Annotated in this window: 16 protein-coding genes; 4 read left to right on the forward strand and 12 right to left on the reverse strand. The window is 64.6% G+C overall.

Annotated features, from left to right (window positions below):
* Positions 1-110: 110 nt before the first annotated feature.
* The 7 genes from AAHB17_RS06760 to benC form a co-directional block, all read right to left on the reverse strand.
* The gene (locus AAHB17_RS06760; protein ID WP_342129749.1) at positions 111-1,058 is read right to left on the reverse strand and encodes a catechol 2,3-dioxygenase; all 948 of its coding nucleotides are present in this window, start codon (positions 1,056-1,058) and stop codon (positions 111-113) included.
* Entirely contained in the window at positions 1,059-1,481 is a 423-nt protein-coding gene (locus AAHB17_RS06765) for a 2Fe-2S iron-sulfur cluster binding domain-containing protein (RefSeq protein ID WP_342129750.1), read from the reverse strand.
* A gap of 16 nt (positions 1,482-1,497) precedes the next feature.
* Positions 1,498-2,835 (reverse strand): MFS transporter, encoded by a 1,338-nt coding sequence (locus AAHB17_RS06770; RefSeq protein WP_342129751.1) that lies wholly within the window; start codon positions 2,833-2,835, stop codon positions 1,498-1,500.
* Between the two features lie 156 nt (positions 2,836-2,991).
* Complete coding sequence (gene antB / locus AAHB17_RS06775; protein WP_342129752.1) at positions 2,992-3,480, reverse strand: anthranilate 1,2-dioxygenase small subunit; 489 nt, start codon at positions 3,478-3,480, stop codon at positions 2,992-2,994.
* An 18-nt stretch (positions 3,481-3,498) separates the two neighbouring features.
* Complete coding sequence (gene antA / locus AAHB17_RS06780; protein ID WP_342129753.1) at positions 3,499-4,872, reverse strand: anthranilate 1,2-dioxygenase large subunit; 1,374 nt, start codon at positions 4,870-4,872, stop codon at positions 3,499-3,501.
* Positions 4,873-4,889: 17 nt separating this feature from the next.
* Complete coding sequence (locus tag AAHB17_RS06785; protein WP_342129754.1) at positions 4,890-5,369, reverse strand: bacteriohemerythrin; 480 nt, start codon at positions 5,367-5,369, stop codon at positions 4,890-4,892.
* A gap of 2 nt (positions 5,370-5,371) precedes the next feature.
* Complete coding sequence (gene benC, locus AAHB17_RS06790) at positions 5,372-6,385, reverse strand: benzoate 1,2-dioxygenase electron transfer component BenC (protein ID WP_342129755.1); 1,014 nt, start codon at positions 6,383-6,385, stop codon at positions 5,372-5,374.
* 315 nt (positions 6,386-6,700) lie between these two features.
* On the opposite strand from benC, the gene AAHB17_RS06795 reads away from it, so the two are divergent.
* Positions 6,701-7,741, forward strand: a complete 1,041-nt coding sequence (locus AAHB17_RS06795; protein ID WP_342129756.1) for an AraC family transcriptional regulator — start codon at positions 6,701-6,703, stop codon at positions 7,739-7,741.
* On the opposite strand, the gene moaD is transcribed toward AAHB17_RS06795, so the two are convergent.
* The 5 genes from moaD to AAHB17_RS06820 are packed head-to-tail and all read right to left on the reverse strand — an operon-like array spanning position 7,728 to position 13,273.
* Positions 7,728-7,979 carry a molybdopterin converting factor subunit 1 gene (gene moaD / locus AAHB17_RS06800; protein WP_342129757.1) on the reverse strand — a complete coding sequence of 84 codons (252 nt, stop codon included), beginning with the start codon at positions 7,977-7,979 and terminating at the stop codon, positions 7,728-7,730. The two genes, AAHB17_RS06795 and moaD, sit on opposite strands and share 14 nt — an antisense overlap.
* Positions 7,976-9,229 carry a molybdopterin molybdotransferase MoeA gene (locus AAHB17_RS06805; RefSeq protein ID WP_342129758.1) on the reverse strand — a complete coding sequence of 418 codons (1,254 nt, stop codon included), beginning with the start codon at positions 9,227-9,229 and terminating at the stop codon, positions 7,976-7,978. Before AAHB17_RS06805 ends, moaD begins: the two co-directional genes overlap by 4 nt.
* A 13-nt stretch (positions 9,230-9,242) precedes the next feature.
* Positions 9,243-10,670 (reverse strand): threonine synthase, encoded by a 1,428-nt coding sequence (gene thrC, locus AAHB17_RS06810; RefSeq protein ID WP_342129759.1) that lies wholly within the window; start codon positions 10,668-10,670, stop codon positions 9,243-9,245.
* Positions 10,670-11,992 carry a homoserine dehydrogenase gene (locus AAHB17_RS06815; RefSeq protein WP_342129760.1) on the reverse strand — a complete coding sequence of 441 codons (1,323 nt, stop codon included), beginning with the start codon at positions 11,990-11,992 and terminating at the stop codon, positions 10,670-10,672. Before AAHB17_RS06815 ends, thrC begins: the two co-directional genes overlap by 1 nt.
* A 48-nt stretch (positions 11,993-12,040) precedes the next feature.
* The gene (locus AAHB17_RS06820) at positions 12,041-13,273 is read right to left on the reverse strand and encodes a pyridoxal phosphate-dependent aminotransferase (protein ID WP_342129761.1); all 1,233 of its coding nucleotides are present in this window, start codon (positions 13,271-13,273) and stop codon (positions 12,041-12,043) included.
* 82 nt (positions 13,274-13,355) lie between these two features.
* Between AAHB17_RS06820 and AAHB17_RS06825 the strand changes: the two genes are divergently transcribed.
* The 3 genes from AAHB17_RS06825 to AAHB17_RS06835 all read left to right on the forward strand — a co-directional run bounded on the left by AAHB17_RS06825 (position 13,356) and on the right by AAHB17_RS06835 (position 16,354).
* Positions 13,356-13,748, forward strand: a complete 393-nt coding sequence (locus AAHB17_RS06825; protein ID WP_342129762.1) for an Mth938-like domain-containing protein — start codon at positions 13,356-13,358, stop codon at positions 13,746-13,748.
* 138 nt (positions 13,749-13,886) lie between these two features.
* Positions 13,887-14,363, forward strand: a complete 477-nt coding sequence (locus AAHB17_RS06830; protein ID WP_342129763.1) for a peroxiredoxin — start codon at positions 13,887-13,889, stop codon at positions 14,361-14,363.
* Positions 14,364-14,563: 200 nt separating this feature from the next.
* A complete protein-coding gene (locus AAHB17_RS06835; protein ID WP_342129764.1) occupies positions 14,564-16,354 on the forward strand; it encodes a PhoH family protein in 1,791 nt (596 codons plus the stop codon).
* Positions 16,355-16,462 lie beyond the last annotated feature (108 nt).

The following is a 16,462-nucleotide window of genomic DNA, read 5'->3' on the forward strand; positions in this document are numbered from 1 at the left end:
CCGGGCTTTTTTCACCTACACCCCCACCCCCGCGGGGGGGCGGGGGCCCCCGCCCCGCCCCGCGGCCGCCGCCTCCCAGCCCACCACCGATTGCGTGACAGCCACTCGCATCAGGTAAACACCGACAGGAAAGCTTCATTGAGCTTGCGGTCGTGGTAGAAAATCGCCGGCCCGAGTTCTTCCTCATGCCAGGTGATGGCCGGCTTGTCGGGGTAGTAGATGTAGCCGCCCGCGAACACCTCGTTGCGGTTGCCCGAGGGATCGAAGAAATAAATGGTTTCGCCGCGCGTGATGCCGTGGCGGGTGGGGCCAATGTCGATCGAGGTCTTGTTGCGCGACAGGATGTCTCCGGCGCGCAACACCTTCTCCCAACTGCCCAGCTCGAACGAGGCGTGGTGGAATTTTCCCTTGACCGGCTGGCGGATGAAGGCCACGTCGTGGGCCTTGTTCGAACAACTCAGAAAGGCACCGATCATGAAATCCTTGTCCGGGCCCGCCATCACCTGCTCGGCCAGACCGAAACCCAGCACCTCGGTGAACAGCCTGACCGTGCCGTCGAGGTCGTCCCCGTAGAGCAGGCAGTGGTCGAAACGGGAGGGCGCGATGCCCTTGAGCCCGTCGGGCCACGGGTTCGGGTTGATGTTGGGGCCGTCGGTGCCGCAGTCGTTGCCCAGTTGCTCCTTCTCGGCAAACAACTCCATCACATGCCCGGTCGGGATCGTGAAGCGGAAGCGTTCGCCCGTCTTGAGCTGTTCGCCTGCCGGCATCCACCGCAGATCGGTGCACAGGCCGGAGGCCTCGATGTCGGCGGCCAATCGCTTGAGCGTTGCCGGTGAATCGACCTTCCAGCCCATGGTCTCCATGCCGGCTTCGTCGGACGGCGTGAGCACCACGCTGTGGTGGTCGTGCTCGTCCCAGCCCTTGAAGAAAACACGGCCACGCGCGTCGCGCGCCGTCTCGACCAGTCCCAGGACCTCGCCGTAGTGCTTGACCGCCGCCGGCATGTCCAGCACCTTGATCACCACATGGCCGGGACGCAGTACGCCTGTCAGTGCCATTCAAGTCTCCTCAGTTGGTTGATTGCCTTTCGGTGCCGAGACACCGAAGTCGAATGAAAAATCGAAGCCAAACGACACGCCGCCGCGCCGAACCGGTGATTCCAGGGCTCGGGCCATCTTTCCGACCACCCGCAACTGCAGCTCACTGCGCGGATAGAGACGGCAGGCCAGCACCTGGTGCCTGGCCTCGTCTTCTTCGCTGACGACCGCGCGATTCATCTTGGCCGTCTCGTAGGCGCCGGCCAGCACCTCCACCTTGCAGACACCGCAGCCTCCGTTGCGGCAGCCCACTGGGATACCGCGGCAACGCAATTGCTCCATCGCGTGCAGGACCGACATGTCGGGCCGGGCGTTAAACCGTTCGCCGGTGTTGACGAGGCACATGACGTAGCGCGGCGCTGGTTCACCTGTCGGCAGCGGCATCGCACCAGACGCCATGTCAGTAGGCACCGGCACGGGCCGGGCTCTGGGTCACGGGATGTTTGCGGCTCAGGTCGGAGCGCCCGTGTTGCACCAGCGCAATGCTGATGGCCGCGACCGCTGCCGGAATGGCGATGGCCATGAAGTTCTGCTGCAGCGGCAGGGCCATGCCCACGATCACCCCGATCACGATGGGTGCGGCCATGGCGCCAGCGCGGCCGACGCCCAGCATCAGGCCCACGCCGCTGGAGCGGCAGGCGATCGGGTAGAACTGGCTGCAGTAGGCGCAGGTGACGATCTGGGTGCCGATGGTGGTGGCGCCGGCCACCCCGACCACCAGGAAGAGCAGGCCGGTGGACATGGGGTAACCCAGCAGGGTGATGGACACCGCGGCCAGGGCGAACATGGCCACCAGCACGTATTTGATGTGGAAACGGTCGGCCAGCCAGCCGCCGCCAATGGCTCCCAGCATGGCGCCGAAATTGAGCACCAGCACGAAGGTCAGGGCCGAACCCAGGCTGTAGCCGGCTCCGGCCATGAGTTTGGTCAGCCACGAGCTGAGTGCGTAGACCATGAACAAGCACATGAAGCAGGTGACCCAGAACATCAGCGTGCTCCAGGCCCGGCCGTGGGCAAACAGCTCGCCGAAGCCAGCGCCTCCGGCGTCACTTCCCTGCCCCGACTGCAGGACGTACTGGTCCGTCGGCTGGGGTCGGTAGCCGGGATCGAGCCGCGTGAGAATGGAGCGCAGCTCCTCTGTCCGCCCCTTCTTGATCAGGAACGCCATGGACTCGGGCATTTGGCGCCACATCAAGGGCAGCAGCACCACCGGCGCGGCGGCAGCGATGAACACCCCTTGCCAACCATAGCTTTCGATCAGCCCCTTGCCCAGCAAGGCCGCCAACATGCCGCCGACGGAATACCCGCTGAACATCAGGGTCACCAGGGTGGCGCGCATGCGCAGCGGCGCGTATTCGGTCATCTGCGCGATGACGTTGGGCATCACGCCGCCGATACCCACGCCGGCCAGGAAACGCATGGCACTGAAGCTCAACGGGTTGTCCGTGAAGCCGGCCGCGGCGGTGAACACGCTGAACATCACCACGCAGACGGCGATCACGGGACGGCGCCCGATCTTGTCGGCCAACGCGCCGAAGATGACGTTGCCGAACATCATGCCGAACAGGGCGGAACTCACCATGAAGCCCGCCTTCGTGGCGTCGACTCCCATCTCCTTCATGATCGACGGCAGGGCGATGCCCGCCACCGCGAGGTCGTAGCCATCAAAGATGATGACCATGGCACACCAGAACAGCACCACGCCATGGAAAGCGTTGAAGCTGGCCTTGTCTGTCATGGCCTGCACGTCTATCTTGGTCGCAGTGGACCGGTCTGCCGTCGTCGGGAGTGGGTTGGCGGGATTCATGTCGACCTGCTGGTGATGAAAATCAAAGAGGCCGCTCGGCAGGCCGGTGGCCGCAAGCGGCCAAGCCTCCCGAACGTGGGCGGGTGATCAGACGTGGTAAAAATCGAGCACCGAATCGATGGTGTCGTTGAGCAGCAGCACGTGCTTGCGCAGGATCACCCAGCTGTTGCCCGCCGGGCGCAGGCGGTAGTGGGCGTCGCCGAAGAACATCCCTGTCACGCCAAAACGGTAGAAGTGCGTCACCCACTTGGCCTTGACTTCGATCTGCGAGTCCGAGGCCTCATGGATGATCACGTTGCTCACCAGGTGCAAGGTGCGCGGCAGCGGAGTCGATGCGGCTGACTTGCCGGTGCGGATGCGGTAGACCCGGTCCTCGATGCCCGCCCGATTGCTGTAGAAGATCATCGACATGCCACGCTTGGGGTCGGTGGTGTAGCTGTGCTCGGACTCCCATTGCGGGATATGGAATTCCGACTGTTCATCAAACAGTTCGAGGTAGTCGTCCCAGGCCTGTCGATCGCAAAGTTCGGCCTTGCGGAAGAGAAACTGTTCGACGCTGTGTTGCAGGTTTTGCATGGGTGGCTCCGTGTCTGCTCAGGCAGCTTTTTTCTCAAGGCCGGCCAGCATCAGGTCGCGCCAGGCACTGTGCTGGTTGGAATACAGGCCTTCGTGGGTGAGTTCGTTGCCGGTCAGCACAGGCTGGATGCCCAGCACCTCGGCGTTGGGGGTGCTGCCAGTGATCCACTTCTCATGGCCACGCGAGATGTCGTTCCATTGCGCCAGACGCCCCTGGAAACCGCGCTGTGCCTCGCGGAACTCGACCAGGTCGTCGGGCGTGCCCATGCCGGACACATTGAAGAAGTCCTCGAACTGTCGGATGCGGTTCTCGCGGTCGGCGTCGGACTCGCCCTTGACACCGATGCACTGGCTGATGATCTCGGTCTTGTTCCAAGCAACCGGGCGGATGATGCGCAGCTGCGAGCTGATCTGATCCATGAAGAAGAGGCTCGGGTACACATTCAGGTTGCGCAGCCGGTTCATCATCCACTCGGCCTTCTTTTGGCCGTATTCCTGGATCAGGCGCGGCATGATGCTGGCGTAGCCCGGGCGAACCTCGGGGTTGGGCATCTCGCTGAACAGCACACTGTGGCCACCTGGAAAGGAGAACCAGCCATCGTCGGTTTCGGAATCACCGGCACCGAGCTTGCGGTAGTCCAGCGTGTTGGTGATGGCCGCGCCCTTCTTGGCGTTGAGCTCGTGGCGGTGCTGCACCGTGGCCACGTAGTTGTAGTGCACCGTGCTGACGTGGTAGCCATCAAGGCCGTTTTCGTTCTGCAGTTTCCAGTTGCCGGCAAAGGTGTAGTGCCCCTTGCCGGGCAGCACCTCCAATTCGCCGGTGGGCGACTGCGCCACCATCAGGTCCAGGAAGACCTTGGCGTCGCCCAGGTGCTCCTCCAGCGAGCGTGTGCCTTCGACATCCAAGCTGACAAAGACAAAGCCCTTGTAGCTCGCGATCCGCGCCTTCTTCAGGTTGCGCTCTGACAGGTCAAAGTTGTCCGGGTACTCGGACGGCGCCTTGACCTTGAGCAGCTTGCCGTCGGAGCGGAAGGTCCAGGCGTGGAACGAACAGGCAAAAGTGGACTGCCGGCCTTTGCTGACACGGGTGAGCGTGGCGCCGCGGTGGGCACAGGAGTTGATCAGCGCGTTGAGCTGGCCGTTGGCGTCGCGGGTGATGATCAGCGGCTGGCGGCCCGCCTGCATCGTGATGAAGTCGTTGGGCTGGGCGATTTCGCTCTCGTGGCAGGCATAGATCCAGGTTTTCTCGAAAATCAATTCCATTTCGAGATCAAACAGCTCGGGTTCAGTGAACATCCGCCGGGACACCCGGTACACACCATCGTCTGGGCGAAAATCAAGTGAAGATTGAACAAATTTCCGCCATTCGTTGACGGATTTTGAAACTGCCATGCTGCCTCCTGAATAATTCAACGCTGTTCGATCGAAAGACCCGCTTCCGAGCGGTTCTGATACATGTCCCGGCGGAACACCAACGGCGTGCCACCCGCATCCTGTTTTGAAATCCAAATCGACAAAGCCGAGTCAAGATAATCGGAATGCCCGGGAAACCAATCGAGCAAGGCCCGCAGCAAATCGCGACCTGAAGTGAATTGCCCCGCCGCCACTTCTGGGCAGATTGCATCGACCGATCGCATCACGGCCGCGTGCTCATCGATATGGCATTGGGCGGGCGGAAATTGGTAACGGACCATCAAGGCCTCTTCCATGGAGAAATGCGCCGCCAAATGCTGAACCAGCTCATCGAATGCCCGTTCGAATGCCGTGTCCGGCGCGTTCAGGGTCGCGGCGATACAAGCCAGAAATTCCCGGTGCATGCCATCGATGGCGGCATGCCCCACCAGATAGGCATCGCTCCAGCCGGCATCCGCGGCACAGGTGTCGGCCATGGTCAAACGGCGCTGGGCGCAAACTTTTCGTACAGAAAGGAGCTGGAAGTCAGCGCGTTGTCCTGCAAGTGTTTGGCCACCGCCTCCACCATGGGCGGGGGGCCACACAGGTAGATGTCCACGTTGCCGCCATGAAGCTGCTCGGGCAGCATGTGCTGCGTCACATAGCCTTTCCTGGGGTATTGGCTGCCTTTGTCGACCACACACACGTCGAAACTGAAGCCCGCCAGGCGCTGTGTGAAGGCCTGCAGGCGCTCGAACTCCACGACGTCGCCGTCGGTGTTGACGCCATAGATCAGATGGATCGGGTGGGACGCACCGCCTTGGGCCACCAGCTTGTCCAGCATGGCCAGGAACGGTGCCAGGCCAGTGCCACCCGCCAGCATCAGCACCGGCCGCTTCACGTCACGCAGGTAGAACCCCCCCAGCGGACCGGTGACACGCAAGGCATCGCCAGGCCGGGCCTCCTTGAGCAGGTAGGTGCTCATGCGGCCACCGGGCACGTTTCGGATCAGGAAAGAGATCTGGTCCGGGCGCCCCATCGAACTGAAGGAATAGGACCGGAACTCGTCGGTGCCCGGGATGTGCAACTTGGCGTATTGGCCGGGAAGAAACACCAACTGGGAAAGCCTGGGGCCGCTCAAGACCAGCGAAAAGGTGCTGTCCGACAGGGCCCGCACTTCCTCCACCACGGTCTCATAGGCCTCTTCCCGCGTATTGCAGGCGACAGATGACGCCGCCACCAACACCACACAATCGCCGGTCGGTCGCATCTGGCAGGCCAGGGCGTAACCCTGCTCGAATTCCGCGCGGCTGAGGGCATCCTCCACATAATCGCCCAATTTGAATTGGCCCGATTCGACGCGGCATTTGCAGGTTCCACAGGCACCCTCACGGCAATCGATGGGAATATTGACACCGCTGCGGTAAGCCGCATCGGCGACGGTTTCCATGCCCCTGCATTGAATGAATCGGGTGGCGCCATCCTCGAAATTCAAAGCCACGCTGTAGCTCATGTTGGTATGTCTCCTGCTGGTCGTCAGTTTAATGAGGGATGCGCCAGCGCGTTATCCAGCATTGGCGAATTGACCCACGCCAGCTGTCCGAGTTCGGCAATACAATGATTCAGGCAAAGATGGAATTGTTATATTCAGTCAAGCCCTCAGGAAAATGCACGGGTTTTCCCGCATGCGTGGTCAATTTCCGTTAAGTACCCTTGCGGGTGCAAAACACCGAATGTGATTCAGGCTGCACTTATCCGAATTTGGCAACTTGCAGCCTCAAATATCCGAATTCGGCATTTCTTGAACACACCCAGGGAGACACAGTGCATGAACCTGTCGCCGAAAGACAGCGCTTTTGGGGCGCTGTACAGCAACTGCCTGTTCCGTTCGGACACGCGCGCCGAGGCCCATGACCTGGTGGCACGGGAACTGGCCGAACACCACCTGCAGTGGAAACGCGGCCTCGCCGACGCGGCCATGTACATGCGGCAGCTGCGGCGCCTGAAGATCTATGTACTGCAGTACGGCGCGGAGGTAGAAGTCACGCCCAGGCCATTCGAAGGCTTTTCACTGGTCCACACCTCGCTCACCGGTGGCACCGAGATCGAGGCCGACGGTGAACGGGTGCACGTGGCGGAGGGACGCACGGCGATTCTGTCGCCCCAGCGCCGGATTGGCCTGCGCTGGCACCCTGGCACGGTGCAGCTGCTGCTGCGGGTGCCACACGACCTCGTGCACGAGGTTTTGGGTCGACCCCGGGACCTAGCCTTGCACCTTGCGCCCGCCGTGCTGGTGCCCACCCGCTGGGACGCCCAGTGGAGCTTGATCGCCCGCTCGATACTCAACGCCCTGACCATGCAGGACAGCACCCATGCCCACCTGGAGTGGGTGGATCACTTTGAGCGCAATGTGGTGTTGTTCCTGCTGGCCCAGCAACCACAGGGACACCACGAACTGCCGCTCACCGCGGCGGATGCGGACGCGGAAAACACCTCGGGACATCAGAACGCCGACCGGCGCATGCGGGCCATGATGGCCTACATGGAACCTCGTCTGTGTGCGCCGCTGTCGCTGGGCGACCTGGCCCGTGCCACCGGCGTCAGCCTGCGCACGCTGAACGACCTGTGCCACCACCACCATGGCATGAGTCCCATGGAGTTGCTGCGAGCCAAGCGGCTGGACGCGGTGCACAAGCACCTGTTGCTGCACCCCGAGGCCCAGGTCAGCGAGACCGCCATGGCTTTCGGGTTTGGCCACCTGGGCCGTTTCGCCAGCTACTACAAGGACCGGTTTGGAGAACTCCCCAGGCAGACGGTGGCCCAGGCGGGCGGGGGCCCACCCACCGAGGACCCCGTCAACCGCCCGTGACGGGCGGGAAAAACGCCACCTCGGCACCGTCCTGCAACAGCACCGACTCGTCGCCCATGGTCTGGTTGACCGCCACACGCACCGCCTTGCCGCGCGCCAACGCCTCGGCGAAAGCACCGCCCCGGGCGATGAGCTCGTCGCGCAAGGCTCCCACGGTGCCGGCTGTCGACTCGAACGACTCGCTGCCCTGCCCCAGGGCCTCGCGGATGGCCGCGAAATACTTGATGTGAAGCCTCATGCCAGCAGGTCCGCAAACGGAATGAAACGCACGGTGTCGCCGTGCGCGATGGATTGACCGGGCGGGTTGTCGACCAGGCCATCGGCCCAGACGGCCGAGGTCAGCACACCCGAGCTCTGGTTGGGAAACAGGTCCAGCCCCCCCTGGGCGTTGCGCCGCGCGCGCAGGAACTCACGGCGCTTGTCGCCCTTGGGCAGGTTGAAATGCGCCGGCAGCGCCAGCGGTGTGGGCAGGGCCGAATCGGGGTCCACAGGCACACCCTGCAGCTTGCGCAGGAAAGGCCGCACCAGCAGCAAAAACGTGACGAAGCTGGACACCGGGTTGCCCGGCAGACCGACAAAATGGGCCTGGCCCACGCGACCGTGGGCAAAGGGCTTGCCGGGCTTCATGCCGATCTGCCAGAGGTCCAGCGACCCGAGCTGCTGGACAGCGGGCTTGATATGGTCTTCCTCGCCCACCGACACACCACCGCTGGTGAGGATGAGGTCGTGCGTGGCGGCGGCGGCTCGCAACGCGGCCAGCGTGGCATCGCGCTGATCGGGCACGATGCCCAGGTCGCTCACCTCGCAGCCCAGGCGTTGCAGCAGGGCGCGCAGGAAGAAGCGGTTGGAGTTGTAGATGGCACCCGGCGGCAGGTCCTGCGGCGCCACGGTGCCGGGCATGACCAGCTCGTCGCCGGTGGACAACAGCGCCACCCGCACGCGGGGCACGACCGGCAGTGCGGCGAACCCTATGCTGGCGGCCAGGCCCAGTTCGGCCGGACCCAGGCGCGTGCCGGCAGCCAGCACCACGGAACCGGACGCCACGTCCTCACCCTGGCGGCGGATCCACTGGCCCGGCGAGGGCACGGTCTTGAAGGACACCGCGCCCTCGCCTGCCGCCTCGGCCTCTTCCTGCATCACGATGGCGTCGGCCCCCGCTGGCACGGGCGCACCGGTGAAGATGCGGGCCACGGTGCCGGCTTGCAGGACCGCCCCCACATGGCCGGCCGGGATGCGCTGCGACACCGGCAAGGCGCCGCCCTGCGCGGCAACCAGGTCGGCCACGCGCACGGCGTAGCCGTCCATGGACGAGTTGTCGTGGCCGGGCACGTCCAGCGCCGAGCGCAGGTCGGCGGCCAGCACGCGGCCGTCGGCGTCGAAGGTGGCCACCACCTCGTGGCCGGCCAGGGGCTGGGTGGCGCCCAGCAGGTCGGCCAGGGCATCGGCCAGTGGGCGCAAACCCGGGCGTGCGAGAGGGGTGGCGTTCATCGGCTCGGAGGGGTCAGGCGCAGTGGGCGGCGATGTAGGCCTTGACCTGCTCGGCATCGGCCGGCATGTCCTTCACGCGCTTGGGCAGGTCTTCGATGCCGACGAACTTGCCCGGGCGTTCGGGCTCGCGGCCCAGGGCCTCGACGATGGTGCCGGCGAACTTGATGGGCAAAGCCGTTTCCAGCACCACCATGGGCACGCCCGGCCGCAGGTGCTCGCGCGCCACCTTGACGCCGTCGGCGGTGTGGGTGTCGATCATCAGACCGTGGCGGCTCCAACAGTCGCGGATGGTGGCCAGGCGGTCGGCGTGGGTGCTCTTGCCACTGACGAAACCGTAGCGCGTCGCGGCCTCCGCAAAGGCCGGGTCGGTGCTGAGGTCGAAACGGCCGTTTTGCGCCAGCTGAGGCCCGAACAGCTCGGCGGTGCGCGCGCCATCGCGGCCCAGCAGGTCGAACACGAAGCGCTCGAAGTTGCTGGCCTTGCTGATGTCCATGGATGGGCTGGACGTCTCGTGGGTGTCGGCGCTGGCACGCACGCGGTAGACCCCGGTGCGGAAGAACTCATCGAGCACGTCGTTCTCGTTGGTGGCCACCACCAACTTGTCGATCGGCAGGCCCATCATGCGGGCCACATGGCCGGCGCAGACGTTGCCGAAGTTGCCCGAGGGCACGGTGAAGGACAGCTTCTGGCTGTCGTCCTGCGTGGCCTGGAAGTAGCCCGCAAAGTAGTACACCACCTGGGCCAGCAGGCGGGCCCAGTTGATGGAGTTGACGGTGCCGATCTTGTACTTGCGCTTGAACTCGAGGTCGTTGCTGACCGCCTTGACGATGTCCTGGCAGTCGTCGAACACGCCTTCGATGGCGATGTTGTGGATGTTCGCGTCCTGCAGACTGAACATCTGTGCCTGCTGGAAGGGGCTCATGCGGCCCTGTGGGCTGGTCATGAAGACGCGCACGCCCTGTTTGCCGCGCATGGCGTACTCGGCCGCGCTGCCGGTGTCGCCACTGGTGGCGCCCAGGATGTTGAGCTGCTCGCCCCGGCGCGCCAGTTCGTACTCGAACAGGTGGCCCAGCAGCTGCATGGCCATGTCCTTGAAGGCCAGGGTCGGGCCGTTGGACAGGGCTTCGAGCCAGAGGCCGTTTTCGACGTGGCGCAGCGGCACGATCTCGCCGGTGCCGAACACCTCGGCGGTGTAGGTCTTGTGGCAGATGGCCCGCAGATCGGCCGCCGGGATGTCGTCGATGTAGAGCGACAGCACCTCGAAGGCCAGGTCGGCGTAGCTCTGCTCGTGGTAGACCCGGCGCCAGCGCGCCAGCGTGGCGGCGTCCACCTGCGGGTAACGCTCGGGCAGGTACAGGCCGCCGTCCGGCGCCAGGCCTTCGAGCAGGATGTCGCAGAAGCGGCGCGGCGTGGTGTCACCGCGGGTGGAGAGGTAGTTCATCAGGCCAGTTCCTCTTTGCGGATGCGGGTGATGGGTGCCAGCACCGTGGGCAGGGCCTGCATGGTCGCCATGGCCTCGTTCATCGTGCCTTCGCGTGTGTCGTGGGTCAGGATGATGAGATCGGTGGAGGTCGCGCCCTCGCCGCCCACCTCGTCGGCCTCCCGCTGCAGCACCGCGTCGATGCTGATGCCGGCGTGGGCCAGGATGCCCGTGACCTGGGCCAGCACGCCGGCTTCGTCGGCCACGCGCAGGCGCAGGTAGTAACTGGTGACCACTTCGCTCATCGGCAGCACGATCTCGTCGCTGATGGCGCTGGGCTGGAAGGCCAGGTGGGGCACGCGGTGTTGCGGGTCGGCGGTGTGCAGGCGGGTGATGTCCACCAGGTCGGCCACCACCGCGCTGGCGGTGGGTTCGCTGCCGGCGCCCTTGCCGTAATAGAGGGTGGTGCCCACGGCGTCCCCGTTGACCACCACCGCGTTCATCGCGCCTTCCACATTGGCGAGCAGGCGCTTGGTCGGCACCAGGCTGGGGTGCACGCGCAGCTCCACACCCTTGGCCGTGCGCTTGGTGATGCCCAGCAGCTTGATGCGGTAGCCCAGTTGCTCGGCATAGCGGATGTCGGCGGCGGCCAGCTGGGTGATGCCCTCCACGTGGGCCTTGTCGAACTGCACCGGGATGCCGAAGGCGATGGCCGACATCAGCGTCACTTTGTGTGCGGCGTCCACGCCTTCGATGTCGAAGGTCGGGTCGGCCTCGGCGTAGCCCAGACGCTGCGCCTCCTTCAGCACGACGTCGAAGTCCAGGCCCTTGTCACGCATCTCGGACAGGATGAAGTTGGTGGTGCCGTTGATGATGCCGGCGATCCACTGGATGCGGTTGGCCGTCAGGCCTTCGCGCAGGGCCTTGATGATGGGGATGCCGCCGGCCACGGCCGCTTCGAAGGCGACGACCACGCCCTTGGCCGACGCAGCGGCAAATATTTCGGTGCCGTGTACGGCCAGCAAGGCCTTGTTGGCGGTGACCACGTGTTTGCCGGCGGCGATCGCGTCCAACACCAGCTTCTTGGCGATGCCGTAGCCACCGATCAGCTCGATGACCACATCGATGTCGGGGTTGGCGATCACGGCCGCCGCGTCGTTGACCACTTGCACGCCCTCGCCCACCACCGCCCTGGCGCGGGCCACATCGAGGTCGGCCACCATGGTGATTTCAATGCCACGGCCGGCACGGCGGGTGATCTCTTCCTGATTGCGCTTGAGCACGTTGAAGGTGCCACTGCCCACGGTGCCAATGCCCAGCAGGCCCACTTGAATCGGTTTCATCTCGGTTTTCCAGTCAACAACAATCAGGAGAAAGGGCCTGTATGACGCTCAGGCCGTGTGGCGTTTTCGGTACTGCTCGAGGAAACGCGCGATGCGTGCGACGGCCTCGCGCAAGTCGTCCTCGTGCGGCAGGAAGACAATGCGGAAATGCTGGTTGTCCGGGTAGTTGAAGCCCGAGCCCTGCACCAGCATCACCCGGGTTTCGCGCAGCACTTCCATGAAGAACTGGCGGTCGTCGGCAATCGGATAGACCTTGGGATCCAGGCGCGGGAACATGTAGAGCGCGGCCTGCGGCTTCACACACGTGACACCCGGAATGGCGGTGATCAGCTCGTAGGCCAGGTCGCGCTGGCGACGCAGGCGACCGCCCTCCTTCACCAGATCCTGGATGCTCTGGTAGCCGCCCAGCGCGGTCTGGATGGCCCACTGGCCCGGCACGTTGGAGCCCAGCTTCAGGTTGGCCAACATGTTGAGACCTTCGATGAAGTCCTGGGCGACGCCCTTGGGGCCGGACAGCACCATCCAGCCGGCCCGGTAACCACACGAGCGGTAGGCCTTGGACAGGGAGTTGAAGGTCAGCGTCAGCACGTCGGTGGACAGGCTGGCGATGGCGGTGTGCTTCACACCGTCGTACAACACCTTGTCGTAGACCTCGTCGGCCAGGACCACCAGGCCAAACTCGCGCGCCAGGTCCACGATGCCCTTGAGCAGCTCGTCGCTGTAGAGCACGCCGGTGGGGTTGTTGGGGTTGATCACCACGATGCCCTTGGTGCGCGGCGTGATCTTGGCGCGCATGTCGGCCAGATCGGGTTGCCAGCCATCCGCCTCGTCGCAGCGGTAATGCACCGGCGTGCCGCCCGACAGGCTGGTGGCGGCGGTCCACAGCGGGTAGTCGGGCGAGGGCACCAGCAGCTCGTCGCCGTTGTCCAGCAGGGCGTTGGCGGCCATCACGATCAGCTCGCTGGCGCCGTTGCCCAGGTAGATGTCGTCCAGGGTGACGCCGTGCACACCCTGCTGCTGGGTGTAGTGCATGACCGCCTTGCGGGCCGCGAAGATGCCCTTGCTGTCCGAGTACCCCGCCGAATTGGGCAGGTTGCGGATCATGTCCTGCTGGATCTCCTCGGGCGCATCAAAGCCGAACGGCGCCAGGTTGCCGATGTTGAGCTTGATGATCTTCTGCCCCTCGTCCTCCATCTGCTTGGCCGCGTCCACGATGGGGCCCCGGACGTCGTAAAGCACGTTGGCCAATTTGGCCGATTTGAGGATGGGGCGCTGGCTCATGGTGGGGCTGGGGATAGGGCGAAACCTATAATTTCACCATACTTTTCCGGCCTCCCCGCCCCACCACCGGCCCATTCACCCCATGAAACTGCAGCCTGATCGTTTTGACACCCTCGCCATCACGGGGCACGGTCCCGGCTGGGTGGCGGTGAATGGTGAGCAGGTGGCGCACAGCCTGGTGGTCAGCGCCCGGGGCGACCGTCTGGACTGGCACTGCGACCGCTTCGAGGCCCTGACGCCCGAACACTTCGAGCAATTGCTTGCTTTGCGCCCGGAACTGGTGGTGTTCGGCAGCGGCGAGCGCCTGCGTTTTCCGGCGCCGGCGCTGCTGCGCTCGCTCGTGGAGCATCACATCGGGGTGGAAACCATGGACACCCGCGCCGCCTGCCGCACCTACAACATCCTGGCGGGCGAAGGACGCCGCGTGGTGGTTGCCCTGCTGATAGAAGCCGAGACCGGCGGCCAAACCGGTTAAAATAGCAGATTGTTCCTGCTGACCGGCCTTGCGCTGGTCCAGGCGAGCGCCGGCGGTAGAGCGCACTGAGCCTGCCGCGAGGGCGCCGCCCAAGGGAATCCGACGAATCAAACCAACCTACCCAGGGGTCCCCACAGTATGGCCGTCGTTGTCAACAAACCCATTCCTGAATTCGAAGCCGTTGCCACTGGCGCCCTCAAGGTCAGCAACCAGAGTCACCTCGGCCAGACCGTGGTGCTGTATTTTTACCCCAAGGACAACACCCCGGGCTGCACCACCGAAGCCATGCAGTTCCGCGACAAGTACAAGGATTTTGTGAAGGCCGGTGCCCAGGTGTTTGGGGTGTCGCGCGACAACATGAAGTCGCACGACGAGTTCAAGACCAAGCTGGAACTGCCGTTTGAACTGATCGCCGACACCGAAGAAAAAATGTGCCACATGTTCGGCGTGGTCAAGAACAAGATCATGTACGGCAAGAAGGTCAAGGGCATTGAGCGCAGCACCTTCCTGATCGGCCCCGATGGCGTGCTGAAGGAAGAGTGGCGCGGCCTCAAGGTGCCTGGCCACGTGGAAGAAGTGCTCAAGGCCGTCAAGGCCCTCAAAAAGGCCGCCTGATGCCACCTGGGTCCCGTTGCACGGGGCCTTGTCGTTTAGAACCGACAGCGTCGCCAGCGCCACGGGCCCGCCACGGCGCTCGTGCATAATGAATTCATGCCCCCGAGATTTGAGCCGTCGGTTCCCCTCTCCCCCACACAAGCCGTCAGGTTGTCCTGACGGCTTTTTGTTTTTCAGGTCCTGACAAAACACCACGCCACATGCCACTGCCCCCCGCTCCCTCACGCAAAGCCGCCCTGCTGGCCTCCGACGCCTACAAGACCCATGCCACGGCCACCCTGGCCGACGAGCGTGACGACGAACTCAGCGACGACAGCTTCGCCGACCGGCAGCCCGCACCGCCCGCCCGCCAAGCCAGCGTCCCCGCGGACCCGGCGGCGCAACAGGCAAACCAGCGGTCGGCCGTGCCCGCCGCCCGTGGCAAACGCGGCGGCACCAAACCGGCACGCACCACCGCGGTGCCAGCAGAACCGGTGACCGGCACGCCCACCCCGGCGGCTCCCGAGCGGGTGGTCAGCCGCGTTGACGCCCCCCCGGTGGCGGCCCCTGCACCGGCCCCTCGGAGCAAGGCCCGCACCACGACCACCACCAAGCGCAACGGCAAGCCGCGCCTGTTCGTCCTCGACACCAACGTGCTGTTGCACGACCCGATGAGCCTGTTCCGCTTCGAGGAACACGACATCTTCTTGCCCATGATCGTGCTGGAAGAACTCGATGGCCACAAGAAGGGCATGACCGAGGTGGCCCGCAACGGCCGCCAGAGCAGCCGCACACTGGACGCCCTGGTGGCCCAGGACGGTGGCGACATGGTCAAGGGCATCTCGCTCTCGGGCACCGGTCACAACGGCGCCAAGGGCCGTCTGTTCTTCCAGACCGAGCCCCTGAACTACGCCCTGCCCGGCAGCCTGCCCCAGGGCAAGGCGGACAACCAGATCCTGGGCGTGGTCGAGGGTCTGCGCCAGCGCCACCCCGACCGCGAAGTCATCCTGGTGTCCAAGGACATCAACATGCGCGTCAAGGCCCGTGCCCTGGGCCTGGCCGCCGAGGACTACGAAAACGACAAGACCCTGGACGACGGCGAGTTGCTGTATTCGGGCGCCTTGGCGCTGCCCGGCGATTTCTGGACACTTCAGAGCAAAACGATCGAGAGCTGGCAGCAGGGCAGCCACACCTTCTACCGCGTCAGCGGCCCGACGGTGACGCAGTTCCACATCAACCAGTTCGTCTATTTCGAGGCCCCGGGCGAGCCACCGCTGTACGCCCGCGTCTGCGAGATCCGCGACAAGACCGCGGTGCTCAAGACGCTGAAAGACTACACCCACCTCAAGAACGCGGTGTGGGGCGTGAGCAGCCGCAACCGCGAGCAGAACTTCGCCCTCAACCTGCTGATGGACCCCGAGGTCGACTTCGTCACCCTGGCCGGCACCGCCGGCACCGGCAAGACGCTGATGGCCCTGGCCTCCGGCCTCACCCAGGTGCTGGACGACCGCCGCTACACCGAGATCATCATGACCCGCGCCACCGTGAGCGTGGGCGAGGACATCGGCTTCCTGCCGGGCACCGAGGAGGAAAAGATGGGCCCCTGGATGGGCGCGCTGGACGACAACCTGGAGTTCCTGGCCAAGGGCGACGGCGGTAACGCCGGCGAATGGGGCCGCGCGGCGACCAACGAGCTGATCCGCAGCCGCATCAAGGTCAAGAGCATGAACTTCATGCGTGGGCGCACCTTCATGAACAAGTACGTCATCATCGACGAGGCACAGAACCTCACGCCCAAGCAGATGAAGACCTTGATCACACGGGCCGGCCCCGGCACCAAGATCATCTGCATGGGCAACCTGGCACAGATCGACACGCCCTACCTCACCGAAGGTTCGTCCGGCCTGACCTACGCGGTCGACCGCTTCAAGGGCTGGCCCCACGGTGGCCACATCACGCTGGCGCGCGGCGAACGCTCGCGCCTGGCCGATTTCGCCAGCGACGTGCTCTGACTGCCACCCACCCCTCCTGAAACCCGGCCTGGCCGGGTTTTTTTGTTTCCAGTCAGCACAATTTCTGACAAATTGGCAATTCACCCTGTGGCACAGTTTTCAGAACCT

Source organism: Hydrogenophaga sp. OTU3427, assembly GCF_038440225.1.
Classification (GTDB): domain Bacteria; phylum Pseudomonadota; class Gammaproteobacteria; order Burkholderiales; family Burkholderiaceae_C; genus Hydrogenophaga.